General features: G+C 65.2%; 11 protein-coding genes. 6 read left to right on the top strand and 5 right to left on the bottom strand.

The genetic code is table 11. The features are described from left to right. The first annotated feature begins 11 nt into the window (after nt 1–11). From SPHV1_RS13385 to SPHV1_RS13375, 3 genes are all read left to right on the top strand, one after another. Nucleotides 12–2,186 (top strand): hypothetical protein, encoded by a 2,175-nt coding sequence (locus tag SPHV1_RS13385; RefSeq protein WP_054946540.1) that lies wholly within the window; start codon nt 12–14, stop codon nt 2,184–2,186. Between the two features lie 322 nt (nt 2,187–2,508). Then, nucleotides 2,509–7,149, top strand: coding sequence for a glutamate synthase large subunit (gene gltB, locus SPHV1_RS13380; protein ID WP_054946539.1), 4,641 nt, complete (start codon nt 2,509–2,511; stop codon nt 7,147–7,149). A gap of 20 nt (nt 7,150–7,169) precedes the next feature. Beyond that, nucleotides 7,170–8,603, top strand: a complete 1,434-nt coding sequence (locus SPHV1_RS13375) for a glutamate synthase subunit beta (protein ID WP_054946538.1) — start codon at nt 7,170–7,172, stop codon at nt 8,601–8,603. Between the two features lie 142 nt (nt 8,604–8,745). Here SPHV1_RS13375 and SPHV1_RS13370 read toward each other — a convergent pair whose 3' ends face one another. Next, entirely contained in the window at nt 8,746–9,435 is a 690-nt protein-coding gene (locus SPHV1_RS13370) for a uracil-DNA glycosylase (RefSeq protein WP_054946537.1), read from the bottom strand. Between the two features lie 92 nt (nt 9,436–9,527). Between SPHV1_RS13370 and SPHV1_RS13365 the strand changes: the two genes are divergently transcribed. From SPHV1_RS13365 to SPHV1_RS13355, 3 genes are read left to right on the top strand one after another with little or no spacing between them, the layout of a single operon-like run. Further along, nucleotides 9,528–10,151 (top strand): ribonuclease D, encoded by a 624-nt coding sequence (locus SPHV1_RS13365; protein WP_054946536.1) that lies wholly within the window; start codon nt 9,528–9,530, stop codon nt 10,149–10,151. A gap of 6 nt (nt 10,152–10,157) precedes the next feature. Further along, nucleotides 10,158–10,805, top strand: a complete 648-nt coding sequence (gene lptC / locus SPHV1_RS13360; RefSeq protein ID WP_054946535.1) for an LPS export ABC transporter periplasmic protein LptC — start codon at nt 10,158–10,160, stop codon at nt 10,803–10,805. Further along, nucleotides 10,802–11,329, top strand: a complete 528-nt coding sequence (locus tag SPHV1_RS13355) for an LptA/OstA family protein (RefSeq protein WP_054946534.1) — start codon at nt 10,802–10,804, stop codon at nt 11,327–11,329. Before lptC ends, SPHV1_RS13355 begins: the two co-directional genes overlap by 4 nt. Nucleotides 11,330–11,422: 93 nt before the next feature. Here SPHV1_RS13355 and SPHV1_RS13350 read toward each other — a convergent pair whose 3' ends face one another. The 4 genes from SPHV1_RS13350 to leuS all read right to left on the bottom strand — a co-directional run bounded on the left by SPHV1_RS13350 (nt 11,423) and on the right by leuS (nt 17,028). Continuing rightward, nucleotides 11,423–12,820: a sugar transferase gene (locus tag SPHV1_RS13350; protein WP_054946533.1), complete on the bottom strand. Its 1,398-nt coding sequence runs from the start codon at nt 12,818–12,820 to the stop codon at nt 11,423–11,425. Nucleotides 12,821–12,974: 154 nt separating this feature from the next. Then, entirely contained in the window at nt 12,975–14,018 is a 1,044-nt protein-coding gene (holA, locus tag SPHV1_RS13345; protein WP_054946532.1) for a DNA polymerase III subunit delta, read from the bottom strand. Beyond that, the gene (gene lptE / locus SPHV1_RS13340; RefSeq protein ID WP_054946531.1) at nt 14,015–14,512 is read right to left on the bottom strand and encodes an LPS assembly lipoprotein LptE; all 498 of its coding nucleotides are present in this window, start codon (nt 14,510–14,512) and stop codon (nt 14,015–14,017) included. The genes holA and lptE overlap by 4 nt, the downstream gene beginning before the upstream one ends. Then, nucleotides 14,509–17,028, bottom strand: a complete 2,520-nt coding sequence (gene leuS / locus SPHV1_RS13335) for a leucine--tRNA ligase (RefSeq protein WP_054946530.1) — start codon at nt 17,026–17,028, stop codon at nt 14,509–14,511. The genes lptE and leuS overlap by 4 nt, the downstream gene beginning before the upstream one ends. Between the last annotated feature and the right edge of the window lie 38 nt (nt 17,029–17,066).

Raw genomic sequence — 17,066 nt, 5'->3', positions numbered from 1 at the left:
TTGAGAACGGGATGGAAAACGTGGCCCACAACACACGCAGGAAAGCCGGAGGAAAGCAGCCGATCAGCCGCCATCCGCTGTTCCCGGCCATCGTGGCCCTCTGGTTCGGCGCCCTCTTCGGTCTGGCCAGCATTGCCATCAAGCCGGCCATTTTCGAACAGCTGGTCGCGACCACGCATATCGATTCGCTGGTCCCCATGGCGGCCCCGCCACTCGGTGCGACCGCACGCATCCTGATAGCGCTGGCCATGACCGGGCTTGGCGGCATCGTCGGTGCCGTGGTTGCCCGCCGAATCGCCCGCCCCGCTGCAGGCGAAGTCACGAGGCGGCGCCGCATGCAGCCGGCTGCCGATCTCGCCACGCCCGCTTTCGTCGCCCACGAGATGCCCGCGCAGGCCGAAGTCGCCGCAGCGCCGGTCGAGGACGCGGAGACGCTCGAGACGGCAGACGCCCGAATCGCCGAAACCGCCGATCTCGATCTGGAAGACTTCCCGGAAGAAGCCGAGGCGCCGGTCGCATCGTTCGCCCCTGCCGCATTCGAAGCGGATGAAATCGAGGTCGAGGACGCCGAACTCGCCGTCGTCGAGGACGGCGAAGCGCTTGAGGCCGAACCTTGCGAGGCTGAAGCGACAGATGTCGAAACCGCCGAATTCGAGGTCATCGAGGACGAAGCGCCTTCGTTCACGGCCAAGGCCCCGGTCAGCAACCACCTGTTCGACAGCTACTCGCGCGATCTTTCCAGCAGGCCGGCCGCGCCGGTCGAACAGGCGACGCGCCGCGACGAACGGGCGATCCTCTCGATCGCCGATCTCGATGCCGAGCCGGGCATCGACGCCGAGCCGGCCCCCGGTGCCCACGCCCCCTTCTACCAGGCGCCCTACGACCGCTCGACGCCGTTTGCGGTGCTGACCAGGGCGATCATCGATTCGCTGGAAAAGCAGCCCGAAGCGCACGACGAAGGCGATCGGGGCCAAGCCCGCGAATCTCAGGCCGACCGCGCCCCGGCACCGAGCGGACACACTGCCGCGGACCGTATCGCCTCGGCCGATCTCGAAGCGCTTTCGCATGTCGAACTGCTCGAGCGCCTCGCCCTCGCCATGGCCAAGCGCCGTGAGGAGATCGCCGCGCAGAATGCGGTCGACCTCGGCGAAGCACGCGAGACTTTCGCACCGGTCGCTCCGGAAGCGGCGAAAGTCGCGCCGCTCGCCTTCAAGCCGCTCCAGTTCGAGCGCCCTCAGGTTCAGCCGACTCCGATCGAGCCTGTCGCATTCAACGAAACCCTGCCCGCCGAGCCGGAAGCCCCCGAAGCCACACCGTTCGAACTGGCTGACGAGAACGTCGTCGAAGCCGGGATAGAGACGGCAGACTTCGAAGAGGCCGAAACCGAAGACGCTGCAATCGACGACACCGAATTCGCTGACACTGAAGAAGCGAGCGAGGAAAACGGCGATCCCGTCGACTGGGACCAGGTCGACCACGCAGGTTTCGAGGCTCCCGCAGCGGAGATCGAAACCTCCCTTGTCGAACTGGCGCAGCCCCTTGAGGACGCCGAACCCGCAACCGAACTCGAACAGCAAATCGAAGCTCTCGCCCAGAGCTGGAACGAAGAGCCTGTTGCAGCGCAGCAAGTCCCGGCCGCGCTGCGCCCCGTGGGACTGGATTCGTTCGACGAGGGCGAGGCCCTTCCCGGATACATTCCGCCGCGCCACATCGGCGAACTTCTCAAGACCAAGCCCGCTGCGCCTTCCGCGCCGGTCATGGATTACGACGATGAAGCCGAGGCCGATGGCGAGTTCGCCGAGGACTATGCCGACGCGCAATACGCAGACTACGCCGAGGCCGAGGACGAAGCGGAAGACGAGGAAGAAGTGATCGACGAGGGCTATTCCTCGCTTCTCAACATGTCTCGCGCCGTACCGCGCCAGCCGTTCGTGCGCATCGGCGAGCCGGAAACCGACGAAGGCATCCAGCCCATGGTCATCTTTCCCGGCGATGAGCCCGCCCGAACCGAATACCGCTTCGACGGTACGCAGGCACAGCACGAGGCCACGGAACAGCCTTCCATGCCCAGCGAGTTCCAGGCCCGTCGCCCGTTCGACGCTCCCGGACGGCAGGACACGGACCAGACCGAGCGCGCCCTGCGCGAGGCCCTGGCCACCCTGCAGCGCATGAGCGGCGCCGCCTGACCGGCTCCTGACACCCGGTTACCTGCCCGATCGGGCGGGAATCGGGCCCCGCAGTTCCACGCTGCAACGGCGAATCGCTGAATCCCCGAGCCCCGTTCCGGCCCAGCCGGGGCGGGGCTTCGATAATAAAATGCCCCTTTTTCCAGCATAGTCGGCACCATTACTGCGCCGAAATGCGCCTTCGCGGTTGCAAAACCGGCGTTCAATCGTCATGGGGATCGTGGGGTCACTATGCCGCGTGCTGGATAGTGCGCGATTCGCGTGCGCTGGTCGTGCGCGGCTGTGCAGGCCCCGGCAAAAATGACAGGATGGATTAATATCGATGGGATTTCCTAAGCCCCAGGGCCTTTACGATGCGCGAAACGAACACGACTCCTGCGGTGTGGGCTTCGTCGCCCATATTAAAGGACAGAAAAGCCACGCAATCATTACCCAGGCGCTTGAAATCCTGAAAAACATCGACCACCGCGGTGCGGTGGGCGCGGATCCGCTCCTGGGCGACGGCGCGGGCATTCTGACCCAGCTGCCCGACCAGCTGTTCCGCAAGTGGGCCAAGGGCGCGGGCGTCGAACTGCCCGAAGCCGGCGACTATGCGGTTGCCATGTGCTTCCTTCCGCAGGACGAAGCCTCGCGCGATTTCGTCGTCTCCACCTTCGAGAAGTTCATCAAGAAGGAAGGCCAGACCCTGATCGGCTGGCGCGACGTCCCGGTTTCGCTGGACGGCCTCGGCAAGACGGTCATCGAATCGATGCCGGTGATCCGCCAGTGCTTCGTCGGCCGCGGCGAGAACTGCGCCGACCAGGACGCCTTCGAGCGCAAGCTGCTCGCGATCCGCAAGCAGACCCAGAACCCGCTCGCGGCGCTGGCCGAAAAGCATGACCTGCCCGGCCTGACCGAGCTTTACATGCCTAGCTTCTCGAGCCGCACGATCGTCTACAAGGGCCTGCTGCTCGCGACCCAGGTCGGCTCGTTCTACGACGACCTGCGCGATCCGGACTTCGTCTCCGCGCTCGGCCTCGTGCACCAGCGCTTCTCGACCAACACCTTCCCGAGCTGGAAGCTGGCGCACCCGTTCCGCTTCATGGCGCACAACGGCGAGATCAACACCGTTCGCGGCAACGTGAACTGGATGAACGCCCGCCGCCGCACCATGGAATCCGAGCTGCTCGGCGCCGACCTCGACAAGATGTGGCCGCTGATCCCGCACGGCCAGTCGGACACCGCGTGCCTCGACAACGCCTTCGAACTGCTGCTCGCCGGCGGTTACTCGCTCAGCCACGCGATGATGATGCTCATCCCCGAGGCATGGGCCGGCAACCCGCTGATGGACGGCGAACGCCGCGCGTTCTACGAATATCACGCCGCGCTGATGGAGCCCTGGGACGGCCCGGCAGCCGTGGCCTTTACCGATGGCCGCCAGATCGGCGCCACGCTCGACCGTAACGGCCTGCGCCCGGCGCGCTTCCTGGTCACCGACGACGACCTGTGCGTCATGGCTTCGGAAAGCGGCGTGCTTCCGATCAAGGAAGACAACATCGTGCGCAAGTGGCGTCTCCAGCCCGGCAGGATGCTCCTCATCGACTTCGAAGAGGGCCGCATCATCGAGGACGAGGAAATCAAGACGCAGCTGGCCAACGAAGAGCCCTACCAGAAGTGGCTCGACCAGGCGCAGTACATGCTCAAGGACCTCGACGTGATCGAGGAAGAGCTGGACCCGCTGCCGGCTCCGGACACCACGCTGCTCGATCGCCAGCAGTCCTTCGGCTACACCCAGGAAGACACCAACCGCTTCCTCGAGCCGATGGCCGTCAATGCCGACGATCCGATCGGTTCGATGGGCACCGACACGCCGATCCCGGTGCTGTCGAACAAGTCGCGCCTGCTCTACGACTACTTCAAGCAGAACTTCGCGCAGGTCACCAACCCGCCGATCGACCCGATCCGCGAGGAACTGGTGATGAGCCTGGTCTCGATGATCGGCCCGCGCCCGAACTTGCTCGGTCATGACGCCGGCACGCACAAGCGCCTGGAAGTCAGCCAGCCGATCCTGACCGACGTGGACATCGCCAAGATCCGCTCGGTCGAGGCCGCGCTGGACGGCGCCTTCCGCACCGCCACCATCGACATGACCTGGGACGCCGAGGCCGGCGCCGCGGGTCTCGAGATGGCGATCAAGGAAATGTGCTGGGCCGCGACCGAAGCGGTGCTGGCGGACAAGAACATCCTGATCCTGTCCGACCGCGCCCAGGGCCCCGACCGCATTCCGATGCCGGCCCTGCTGGCGACCGCTGCCGTCCACCATCACCTCGTCCGCCAGGGCCTGCGCATGCAGACCGGCCTGGTCGTCGAGACCGGTGAAGCACGCGAAGTGCACCACTTCTGCGTCCTTGCCGGCTACGGCGCCGAGGCGATCAACCCCTACGTCGCGTTCGAAACGATCGAGGACATCCGCGTTCGCAAGAACCTGCCGGTTTCCGCCGAGGAAGCGCGCAAGAACTACATCAAGGCCATCGGCAAGGGCATCCGCAAGGTCATGTCCAAGATGGGCATCTCGACCTACCAGTCGTACTGCGGCGCGCAGATCTTCGACGCCGTCGGCCTGTCGACCGAATTCGTCGAGAAGTACTTCACCGGTACTGCCACCACCATCGAGGGCGCGGGCCTGCTCGAAATCGCGGAAGAGGCGGTTCGCCGTCATGCCGCGGCCTTCGGCGAGAACCCGATCTACGCCAACATGCTCGACGTCGGCGGCATCTACGGTTCGCGCATCCGTGGCGAGGAACACGCCTGGACCTCGACCAACATCGGTTCGCTGCAGCACGCCGTGCGCGGCAACGTGCCGGAAAAGTACAAGGAATTCGCGCAGAGCATCAACGACCAGTCGACCCGGATGCTCACCATCCGCGGCCTGATGGAGTTCGTGCCCGCCGAAACCCCGATCTCGATCGACGAGGTCGAACCGGCCAGCGAAATCGTCAAGCGTTTCGCCACCGGCGCTATGAGCTACGGCTCGATCTCGTGGGAGGCGCACACCACGCTGGCGCTCGCCATGAACCGCATCGGCGCGAAGTCGAACACCGGTGAAGGCGGCGAGGATCCCAAGCGCTTCAAGCCCCTGCCCAACGGCGACACCATGCGTTCGTCGATCAAGCAGGTCGCATCGGGCCGCTTCGGCGTCACCACCGAGTATCTCGTCAACGCCGACGACATCCAGATCAAGATGGCCCAGGGCGCCAAGCCCGGCGAGGGCGGCCAGCTGCCCGGCCACAAGGTCGACAAGGTCATCGGCAAGACCCGTCACTCGACTCCGGGCGTCGGCCTCATCTCGCCGCCGCCGCACCACGACATCTACTCGATCGAAGACCTCGCGCAGCTCATTCACGATCTAAAGAACGTGAACCCGACTTCGCGCGTTTCGGTCAAGCTGGTGTCCGAAGTGGGCGTCGGCACGGTGGCAGCGGGCGTTTCCAAGGCGCGCGCAGATCACGTGACCATCTCGGGCTACGAGGGCGGCACCGGCGCTTCGCCGCTGACGTCTCTTACCCATGCGGGTTCGCCCTGGGAAATCGGCCTTGCAGAAACCCAGCAGACCCTGCTGCTCAACAACCTGCGCAGCCGCATCGCGGTGCAGGCCGACGGCGGCCTGCGCACCGGTCGTGACGTTGCCGTCGCCGCCCTGCTCGGCGCCGACGAGTTCGGCTTCGCCACCGCACCGCTGATCGCGGCCGGCTGCATCATGATGCGCAAGTGCCACCTCAACACCTGCCCGGTCGGCGTCGCCACCCAGGACCCGGTCCTGCGCGCCCGCTTCACCGGCCAGCCCGAGCACGTGGTCAACTACTTCTTCTTCGTTGCCGAGGAGCTGCGCGCGATCATGGCCGAACTGGGCTTCCGCACGGTTGCCGAAATGGTCGGCCGCGTCGACAAGCTCAACATGAAGAAGGCCATCTCGCACTGGAAGGCCAAGGGCGTCGACCTCAGCCGCATTCTCTACCAGGCCCCGCTGGGCGACAGCCCCTCGCTCAACTGGAGCGAGACGCAGGACCACGGGCTCGAGAACGCGCTGGACAACGTCCTCATCGAAGCTTCGGCCGATGCACTCGAGAAGCGCGAAGCCGTCCGCATCGAAAAGCCGATCATCAACGTCAACCGCACGGTCGGCGCGATGCTCTCGGGCGAAGTGGCCAAGCGCTACGGCCATGAAGGCCTGCCCGACAACACGATCAACGTGAAGCTCACCGGCGTTGCCGGCCAGAGCTTCGGCGCCTGGCTTGCCCACGGCGTCACGCTCGACCTGACCGGCGATGCCAACGACTACGTCGGCAAGGGCCTGTCGGGCGGCCGCGTGATCGTGCGTCAGCCCTCCCACGTCGATCGCGATCCGCTGAACAACATCATCGTCGGCAATACCGTGCTCTACGGCGCGATTTCCGGCGAGGCGTTCTTCAACGGCGTCGGCGGCGAACGTTTCGCAGTCCGCAACTCGGGCGCGATCGCGGTCGTCGAAGGCTGCGGCGACCACGGCTGCGAGTACATGACCGGCGGCGTCGTGATGGTTCTCGGCAAGACCGGCCGCAACTTCGCGGCGGGCATGTCGGGCGGCATCGCCTATGTCTTCGACGAGGACGGCATGTTCGACAAGCTGTGCAACACGGCGATGGTCGACCTGCAGAAGATCTCTGCGGACGCTGACGAGGAAGAAGGCACCGGCCGTCCGCAACAGCGCACCAACGGCGTCAACGACCTCGGCATGGGCGACATGCTGCGCCACGACGCCGAACGCATCCGCGTCCTGCTTGAACGTCACCACCTGCACACCGGCTCGAAGCGGGCCCGTGCGCTGCTCGACGACTGGGCCAACACGCTTGGCAAGTTCGTCAAGGTGATGCCGCGCGACTATGCGCGTGCACTCAAGCAACTCGAGGCCGAGCGGCAGGAAGCCGCTTCGGTTGCCGCGGAATAATTCACGAGGATATTGCGAAAATGGGTAAGGAAACCGGCTTCCTCGAGCTCGACCGTCAGGATCGCACTTACGGCGATGCTTCGGAGCGACTGAAGAACTACAAGGAATTCGTCATTCCGCTTCCGGCGGAAACCCTCAAGGCACAGGCGTCGCGCTGCATGAACTGCGGCATCCCGCACTGCCACACGGGTTGTCCCGTCAACAACATCATCCCGGACTGGAACCACCTGGTCTACGAGGACGACTACCGCAACGCGCTGGAAGTCCTCCACTCGACCAACAACTTTCCGGAATTCACCGGCCGCATCTGCCCCGCTCCGTGCGAGGCAGCCTGCACGCTGAACATCGTCGACCAGCCGGTCACCATCAAGTCGATCGAATGCGCGATCGTCGACAAGGGCTGGGCCGAAGGCTGGATCACGCCGAAGATCCCGGCGAAGCGCACCGGCAAGTCGATTGCGGTCGTCGGTTCGGGCCCGGCGGGTCTGGCCTGCGCGCAGCAGCTGGCCCGCGCCGGCCACTCGGTCACCGTGTTCGAGAAGAACGACCGCGTCGGCGGGCTGATGCGTTACGGCATCCCCGACTTCAAGATGGAGAAGCACCTCATCAATCGCCGCGCGGCGCAGATGGAAGCCGAAGGCGTGGAGTTCAAGACTTCCGTCGAGGTGGGTGTCTCGGTCTCGGTAAACTCGCTCAAGGAAAACTACGACGCCGTCGTCTTCGCGGGCGGCGCCGAAGAAGCACGCCGTCTCGACATTCCGGGTTCGGAACTGCCGAGCGTGCGCCTGGCCATGGAATTCCTGACCCAGCAGAACAAGCGCAATGCCGGTGACGACGAACTTCGCGCCGCACCGCGCGGCTCGCTGACGGCGACCGGCAAGCACGTCATCGTCATCGGCGGCGGCGACACCGGCTCCGACTGCGTGGGCACCTCGAACCGCCAGGGCGCCCTTTCGGTCACCCAGCTCGAGATCATGCCCAAGCCGCCGGTCCATGAGGACAAGGCGATGAGCTGGCCGAACTGGCCGCTCAAGCTGCGCACCTCCTCGAGCCACGAGGAAGGCTGCGAGCGCGACTGGGCCGTGCTGACCAAGCGCGTCATCGGCGACAACGACGTCAATGCGCTCGAATGCGTCCGCGTCGAGTGGAAGGACGGCAAGATGCACGAGGTGCCGGGCAGCGAGTTCACGCTCAAGGCCGACCTCATCCTGCTGGCCATGGGCTTCACCGGCCCGCGCAAGGCCGGCATGCTGGATCAGGCCGCCGTCGAGCTCGACCCGCGCGGCAACGTCAAGGCCGACACCGAGAAGTACCAGACCAGCGACGAGAAGATCTTCACCTGCGGCGACATGCGCCGTGGCCAGTCTCTTGTGGTCTGGGCGATCCGCGAGGGCCGCCAGTGCGCCCGCTCGGTCGACGAAATGCTGATGGGCGCGAGCGAACTGCCGCGCTGATCCTGACCGGACCGAAAACAAGAAAGGGGCGTGCCGTAAGGCGCGCCCCTTTTCCGTTGGCTCTACAGGCCACGCCATCCACCGACAGGCTCAGGCGAGCGAAACGAATGGCAATAGCGGGTCGGACGCGGAAGCTTAACGCCTACCAGTCGATCGTCCCGCGGCCGTTCCCGGCCAGGAAGGCATTGGCGCGGCTGAAGTGACGGCAGCCGAAGAACCCGGAATGGGCCGACAGCGGGCTGGGATGCGGCGCCGTCAGGACGAGATGATGGCTCGAAGCCAGCCCGGGAACCCGCATCGCCTTTTTCTGCGCGTGATTGCCCCAGAGCAGGAAGACGCAAGGATCGCTCTTGGCGGCAACGGCGGCAACGGCGGCATCGGTGATCGCTTCCCAGCCCTTTTTGTGGTGCGATCCGGCCTGCCCTTCCTGCACGGTCAGCGCGTTGTTGAGCAGCAGCACGCCCTGGCGGGCCCAATGCTCCAGATTGCCGTGCCCGGGCGCCGTGACGCCGCAGTCGGCCGCCAGTTCCTTGTAGATGTTGACCAGCGAAGGCGGCACCCGCACGCCCTCGGGCACCGAGAAAGCCAGGCCATGGGCCTGACCCGCGCCGTGATAGGGGTCCTGGCCGAGGATCACGACCTTCACCTCGTCCAGCGGCGTCAGTTCGAGCGCCCGCAGGCGATGATCGCGCGGGGGATAGATTCGCTTGCCCGCCTCTTCCTCGGCTCTCAGCCACTCAGCCAACTGTCTGGATTCGCGCGATTCGAGCAATTCGCCCAGTGCCGGCTGCCATGCCGGGGGCACCGACTGCGCGGCTGCTGTTGCATTCATGCCCGTTCGTCCTCCGAAAGCGCCACGGAGCCGCCCTTCGCGAACAGCGCCCATTGCGAAACACCGGCCCAGTCCCTAAGCATTTTCGGACCATGGCTGTCTATCTCCACGAAGAAGATCTCCCCGAAGGCGTCCTCGCCCCGGGCTCCGTCGCCGTCGATACCGAGACGATGGGCCTCATAACCCCGCGCGACCGCCTCTGCGTGGTCCAGATCTCCGATGGCAAGGGCGACGAGCATCTCGTCCGCTTCGGCCCCGGCAGCTCATTCGACGCGCCCAACCTCAAGGCTGTCCTTGCCGATCCGGCGCGACTCAAGCTCTACCATTTCGCGCGCTTCGACCTTGCCGCAATCGAACATTACCTGGGCGTGATGGCCGCGCCGGTGTTCTGCACCAAGATCGCCAGCAAACTGGTCCGCACCTACACCGATCGCCATGGCCTCAAGGACCTCGTGCGCGAACTGCTGGGCAAGGAAGTGTCGAAGCAGCAGCAGTCGAGCGACTGGGGGGCGCCCGAGTTGAGCGACGCGCAGAAGGACTATGCGGCTTCGGACGTGCGCTACCTGCACGCCATGCACGAAATTCTCGTCGAGCGCCTTGCCCGCGAGAAGCGGACCGAAATCGCGCAGGCCTGTTTCGACTTCCTGCCGGCGCGCGCGCGCCTCGACCTTGCCGGCTGGCCCGACCACGACATCTTCAGCCACCAGGCCGCCTGATCGACCATGTCGGTCGAAGCCACCCAGATCCGCAACCGACGACGGCACTTCGCTGCGCCGGGCGGTTCGCATGACCGGCTGGTCGGCTTCCTCGCCAAGGCCCTGCCGGCAGGGATCGGCGTGGTTGCCGCCATCATGATTCTCATGCCCCTGTCGCCGCGCGGCGAGATCAGCTTCCTGCTCGACCGCAACAAGGTGGCCGTGACCAAGGAGCGTATCCGCGTGGCCGACGCGGCCTATCGCGGCCTCGACGATCGCGGCCGGGCTTTCGTGGTCACTGCCGGAAGCGCGGTGCAGAAGTCGGCGAGCGTGCCGGTCGTGCAGATGCTGGACCTCGTGGCACAGCTCAATCTCAGCGACGGCCCGGGCAAGATCGATGCACCGCGCGGCGCGTACGATTACGATACCGAGACGATCAACGTCGAGGGACCGGTCAATTTCGCCGCGGCGGACGGCTATCGCATGGTGACGAACAACGTCGCCATCGACGTCAAGGACCGCAAGGCCATCGGCACGGGCGGCGTCGAAGGTAAAGTGCCCACTGGCACTTTCTCGGCGCAGACGATGAAGGCCGATTTCAACGAACGTACAGTCACGCTTGAAGGCAATGCCCGGCTGCGGATGACGCCCGGCAAGCTTAGGATACCGCAATGAACCGTCGCAGCCTGCGCCCTTTCACCACCCGCATGGCGATGCGCGCCGCGATCGCCCTGCCCCTGCTGGCAGGCACGAGCCTGATCGCCACGCAGCAGCTTGGCGCGCAAGTCTTCCCCGGACACGACACCAATGCGCCGGTCGACTATGCCGCTGACCGCATCGAGCTGCAGGACAAGCAGAACCGCGTCGTGCTGACCGGCAATGTCGACATCAAGCAGACCGACCTGCGTCTGCGCGCCGCACGCACCGTCGTCAATTTCACCAATGCCGATGAGCTCAAGCTGCAGCGGATCACCGCCAGCGGCGGAGTGACCGTGACACGCGGCAACGAAGTGGCGACCGGCGACACTGCAATCTACGACTTCAACAAGCGCATCATCACGATGATCGGCAATGCCTCGCTCAAGCGCGATTCCGACACCCTGCGCGGCGGACGCTTCGTGATCGACCTGAAGAGCGGGGTATCCTCGGCTTCCGGCGGCCGCGTCTCGGGCACTTTCAGCGTTCCCAAGCAGAACTGACGGACTTCGGGGGCGAACAGGCTCCGTAACGCCGTACTACAGGATCGTCATACCTTGGCCGCAATGGATGCGCCGAGTCGCGTTCCCAGGCGCTCAGAACGCGCGGTCGTGTACCAGGACGCGCAGGGTCAGGAACAGGATCTTGATGTCGCGACCGATGGTCCAGCCCTCGAGATACTCGAGGTCGGACTGGAGGCGCTTCACGAGGTCGTTCTCATGATCGGTAGCCCCACGATAGCCGCGCACCTGCGCCAGGCCGCTGAGACCGGGCTTGAGGCTGTGACGCTGCCAGTAACGGCGATCCACTTCCCAGAACAGTTTCTGGCCTGCCAGCGAGCCGGTGGCGTGCGGACGCGGCCCGACGAGGCTCATGTCGCCGAGCAGCACGTTGAACAGCTGCGGCAGCTCATCGAGGCTGGTGGAACGAATGAACTTGCCGACCGGGGTGATCCGTTTGTCGTCACGGGAGGCCGAGACATTGCCGTCGCTGTCGCACAACGCCGTCGTCATGCTGCGGAACTTGTACATGTTGAAGAAGCAGTTGCCCCGCCCCATCCGCTTCTGGATGAACAGAATCGGGCCACCGTCCTGCAGCTTTATGGCCAGCGCGATGACGATAAGCAGCGGCGATAGAGCGAGGATCGCCGCACCGGCAAAGGCCATGTCGAACAGGCGCTTGATCGCACGCTGGCGCAGGCCGAGCGGCCCCGCCGAGACCATGAGCAACCCATGTTTGCCGATCGTCCGGGCGCCCTGGGCACCGAGCCGGGCGACCTGATCGTCCAGCACTTCACCTTCCACATTGGCGCCCTTGAGGATCATCGCCCAGTCGAGGCGGCGGTCCGAAGGACAACTCACGACCACCCGGTCGATGTTGCGCAGGACCAGGCCGACGCGATCGAGATCGTGCGGATCGTTGAGATTGGGACGCAGGCCCATGCCAGCCGCGGAAATGCGGATCGCATTGCGCATCTGCACCTGCGGTCCGCCATCATCGATGATCAGTTCGTTGATCACGCTGGGACCGCAGCGCCACGCCACGAAACTGCGCATCTGCAGACGCAGCCACGCAATCAGCGCCATGGCCAGGATCGCGCCGCCATTGAACGTCACGCGAGAGAAATCGGCCGTCGAACTTGTCAGGAACTGTACGAAGACCACGACGGCAACGGCGATGACGAATGCCAGCTCCGTCCGCATGATTCCCGACCAGCCGGAGCGCAGTGCGTCGATCGAATATGCACCGTTGTAGAATGCAATCGTCAGGAAAATAGGGAAGATCAGGGACCCATATAGGAACGAGTCCTCCAAGCCCTTCGTCGCCATGTACAACTGGCCTGCGATGGCGAAGCCCAGAAAAACGGCGATCACGTCGCTGATGAGAAGGGCCAGATAACATTGAAGTCGGCGACGGACGAGCGACGGCGCGACGAGGAGCTCGTCAAATTCCTGGCCTTTAATGAACTCGCCCGTCGTGAACGGCGCATTCATCTGTTCCGCACTCCTCGAATCCAACTGCACAATGCCTGCTTTCCTCACAGGTCGCGGGCATCGATTGCGGTCGACGCGATGCTGCACTGCAAAAGGTATAGGAGCTTAAAAACGAGGCATGCAATTGGAAAAGCGGATTAAGTCCAAACGTTCCCTATGTCCGCTGCTTTACTGTCAGACAGGCAATTCTAGCTATTTCGAGTAGTCCCTCAGCCAAAAGGAGTTCCGCATCCTGGCTGTTCGCCAACAGGGACTGATGCATTGCAACAAGCTTGGCGGCCAGCCGCTCGATTCGCGGACCGCGCCAGATGCGCAATTGCTCGTTGAGCGCGGGCTGATCCTTCCAGAAGATCCGGCGCGCGCCCGCTTCGGCCTTGAGCAGTCCGGCAACGTCGCCGCCGCGACCCAGCTTCGCGTTCAGCGCGGCCAGCTGCGCGGTCCGGCGCTCGAAGGCAAGCAGCAGGCCGACCGGGTTCATCCCCAGTTCGCGCATCCGCTTCAGTTCGCTGGCAACCGCATTGCGGCGCCCGCCGAGAACCGTATCGACCAGCGGCGAAAAGTCGTCATCCTCGGTCTGCGCGCCCACCGCGTCGAGGTCGGCGGCGGAAACCGGCCGCGGCGTCTCCGGCGAGGCATCGAGATAGAGAGCCAGCTTCTCCACTTCGGACCGGGCGATCCGGCTGTCGAGGCCGGCACCGCGGGCGATCCGCTCGGCCAGTTCGCCACCCATCTTGAGGCCGGCACCATTGGCCATCGTGCGCACCGCGCTCGTGATCGCCCCCAGATCGGGCGGATAGAACATCGCCACAAGGGCATCGTCGCGGTTGATCAGGAGCTTGGCGGTGCGCGACTTGTCGGTCGCCCCGGTGGCGACGATCACGACCGGGCAGGACTCGATGTCGTCCTCGATAAGGTTGCGCACGGCGTCATGGGCCTCGTCGCCCTGGGCGCGCACCCAGATGTGACGGGTTCCACCGAACAGCGAATTGGAGCGGGCTTCGTCGCCCAATCGCACCGGGTCCCTGCGCAGTTCGGCGCCCGGAAGCTCGATCCGCTCACCCGGATCCGCCAGTAGCGAAACCAGCTTGTGCGCCGCGTCGAGCGCGCCGGATTCGTCCGGGCCGCAGAAGAAGGAAACGCGCGCATCGCGAGCCGCGCGTGAGGCGATCCCGGCGAAGTCTTTCTGCGTTGCCTTCACTGGCTCGTATCGCCGCGCAGACGCAGCGCGACATTGGTGACGATCCGGTTGGCGACATCCTTGGCGAGGTTCTCCAGCGCCGCCTGCTCGGCCGCGATCGTCGCATAGTCCGACGAGACTACGTCGATACCCGCATCCGAACCGGCGGTCGCGTCGAGAACGATCTCGTCGCTGTTCAGGTCGACGAGCTGGTAGCGGGCCCGCAGCGTGCGACGTTCGCGCCCGACGGTATCGTCGGACAGCAGCGCGAAGCCTTCCAGCTTGTCATCGAGCCGGACATCGAGGCGATAGCGCGGCGTCGTGCCGGCCTGCCCCTTGCCCAGCTGGTCGACGAGAGCATTGCGCACGAGCCAACCCGCGCGCCCCTCTATCGCGGCCACCTGGATATCGGACAGGCCGCGCGCCACCGCGCCGCTGCCGCCACCGGCGTACATCGGCTGAAGGCCGCAGCCGGCGAGCATCAGCGCTCCGAAAAGGGCCAGGGCGCGCTTCACGCGACGAGGTTCACCAGTCGGTCGGGCACGACGATCACTTTCCTCACCTCGGCACCATCGAGGGCACGCTGCACTTTCTCGCTGGCGAGAGCAAGCGCCTCGAGTTCTTCCTTCGCGGTGCCCTTGGCGACGGTGATGGTGTCGCGCAGCTTGCCCTTTACCTGGATCGCGACGGTCACTTCGTCCTCGACCAGCAGCGCCGGATCGACTTCAGGCCAGTCGGCTTCGGCCACGAGACCCTGACCGAAGGCGGCGTAAGCTTCTTCGGCAAGGTGCGGCATCATCGGTGCAACGAGCAGCAGGACCTTGCGGATCGCTTCCGAGCGGCTGGCGGAGGGCTTTGCCTTCTCGATTACGCCGGTCAGTTCGTAGATGCGCGCGACGGCCTTGTTGAAGCCGAGCGATTCGATGTCCTGCGCGACGGCGGCAACGGTCTGGTGCGCCTTGCGGTCGACCGCCTTGTCCTCGCCCTCGGCCGAAGCGTCGTACTGGCCGAACAGACGCCACAGGCGCTGCACGAAGCGCGCGCAGCCCTCGATGCCCGCTTCCGACCAGGGAAGGTCGCGTTCGGGCGGGCTGTCGGACAGCATGAACCAGCGGATCGCGTCGGCGCCGTAAGTCGCGACGATCTCATCGGGATCGACGACGTTCTTCTTCGACTTCGACATCTTGATGACGCGGCCGATCTCCACCGGCGCGCCATCGGCCTTGAGCGTCGCGCCCTCGGCGGTGCGTTCAACCTCGCCGGGGGCGAAGTAGATCGGCTGGCCGTTTTCCGGGTTCTTGCGCTCGTAGGTCTCATGCGTGACCATGCCCTGCGTGAACAGGCTGGCGAAGGGCTCCGTCACCTCGACCTTGCCGATGCGGGCCAGTGCGCGGGTCCAGAAGCGGGCATAGAGCAAGTGCAGGATCGCATGCTCGATGCCGCCGATGTACTGCTCGACCGGCAGCCATTCGGCGATCTTCGCCGGATCGAACGGCCTGTCGCCGGGCTGGCTGGCGAAGCGCAGGAAGTACCAGGAGCTGTCGACGAACGTGTCGAGGGTGTCGGTCTCGCGCCGGGCAGGCTTGCCGCACTGCGGGCAGTCGACATGCTTCCAGGTCGGATGACGGACCAGCGGATTGCCCGGGGTCGAAAAGTCGACATCCTCGGGCAGGGTCACCGGCAGGTGCTTCTTGGGCACCGGAACGACGCCGCAGACTTCGCAGTGAATGAACGGGATCGGCGTGCCCCAGTAGCGCTGGCGCGAAACGCCCCAGTCGCGCAGACGCCAGACCGTCTTGCCTTCGCCCCAGCCGCCGCTTTCGGCGCGGGCGATGACGTCCGCCTTGGCCGCGGCAACGCTCATGCCATTAAGGAAGTCGGAATTGACGATGACGCCGTCGCCGCTCTCGGCTTCGCCGTCGAAGGGCCTGTCGGCCTCTTCCAGGCTCGCCGCAACGACGCGCGGGATCGGCAGGCCGTACTTGGTCGCGAACTCGAAGTCGCGCTGGTCGTGCCCCGGCACGGCCATGACCGCGCCGGTGCCGTAATCCATCAGCACGAAGTTGGCGATGAACACCGGAAGCTCCGCGCCCGTGAACGGGTGCCTTGCCGTGATGCCGGTATCGAAACCCAGCTTTTCGGCGGTCTCCAGTTCGGCTGCGGTCGTCCCGCCCTGCTTGCACAGGGCGATGAAGTCCTGGACTTCCTGGTTGCCTGCAGCGACGCCCTGCGCGATCGGGTGATCGGCGGCGACCGCGACGAAGCTGGCACCGAAAATGGTATCGGGGCGGGTCGAATAGACTTCGACCGTGCCACCGTCGGACAGCTCGAAGCGGAACTGCAGGCCCTGGCTTTTGCCGATCCAGTTTTCCTGCATCGTGCGGACCTTTTCGGGCCACTTGTCGAGGCTGGAGAGCCCTTCGAGCAGTTCGTCGGCGAAGTCGGTGATCTTGAGGAACCACTGGTTGAGCTTGCGCTTCTCGACCAGCGCGCCCGAACGCCAGCCGCGCCCGTCGATGACCTGCTCGTTGGCGAGCACGGTCTGGTCGACCGGATCCCAGTTCACCGCCGATTCCTTGCGGTAGACGAGGCCGTGTTCGTACAGGTCGAGGAACAGCGCCTGCTCATGGCCGTAGTATTCCGGCTCGCAGGTGGCGATCTCGCGGCTCCAGTCGAGCGCGAAGCCCAGCCGCTTGAGCTGCGCCTTCATGTTGGCGATGTTCTCGCGCGTCCAGCCGCCGGGATGCAAGCCTTTTTCCATGGCTGCATTCTCGGCCGGCATCCCGAAGGCATCCCAGCCCATCGGGTGCAGCACTTCGTGCCCGGTCATCCGCTTGTAGCGCGCCAGCACGTCGCCCATCGTGTAGTTGCGCACGTGGCCGATGTGGATGCGTCCCGAGGGATAGGGGAACATCTCAAGGACGTAGCTGCGGGGCTTGGACGAGGTGTCGTCCGCCCTGAAACACTGGGCTTCGTCCCACGCAGCCTGCCAGCGGGTATCCGCCTGAGCCGGATCGAACCGCTCACTCATGTCTGTCTAGTCTCCTGCGGGCCAGTCGGCCCGCGGAA

It is taken from the genome of Novosphingobium sp. KN65.2, from assembly GCF_001368935.1.
GTDB lineage: Bacteria > Pseudomonadota > Alphaproteobacteria > Sphingomonadales > Sphingomonadaceae > Novosphingobium > Novosphingobium mathurense.
Note: the sequence above shows the minus strand (reverse complement) of the source record. Positions and strands in the feature narration are given on the sequence as shown.

Coding starts and splice junctions, on each gene's coding strand:
- SPHV1_RS13385 (WP_054946540.1), top strand. CDS start 12: ATGGAAAACGTGGCCCACAACACACGCAGGAAAGCCGGAGGAAAGCAG.
- gltB (WP_054946539.1), top strand. CDS start 2,509: ATGGGATTTCCTAAGCCCCAGGGCCTTTACGATGCGCGAAACGAACAC.
- SPHV1_RS13375 (WP_054946538.1), top strand. CDS start 7,170: ATGGGTAAGGAAACCGGCTTCCTCGAGCTCGACCGTCAGGATCGCACT.
- SPHV1_RS13370 (WP_054946537.1), bottom strand. CDS start 9,435: ATGAATGCAACAGCAGCCGCGCAGTCGGTGCCCCCGGCATGGCAGCCG.
- SPHV1_RS13365 (WP_054946536.1), top strand. CDS start 9,528: ATGGCTGTCTATCTCCACGAAGAAGATCTCCCCGAAGGCGTCCTCGCC.
- lptC (WP_054946535.1), top strand. CDS start 10,158: ATGTCGGTCGAAGCCACCCAGATCCGCAACCGACGACGGCACTTCGCT.
- SPHV1_RS13355 (WP_054946534.1), top strand. CDS start 10,802: ATGAACCGTCGCAGCCTGCGCCCTTTCACCACCCGCATGGCGATGCGC.
- SPHV1_RS13350 (WP_054946533.1), bottom strand. CDS start 12,820: ATGAATGCGCCGTTCACGACGGGCGAGTTCATTAAAGGCCAGGAATTT.
- leuS (WP_054946530.1), bottom strand. CDS start 17,028: ATGAGTGAGCGGTTCGATCCGGCTCAGGCGGATACCCGCTGGCAGGCT.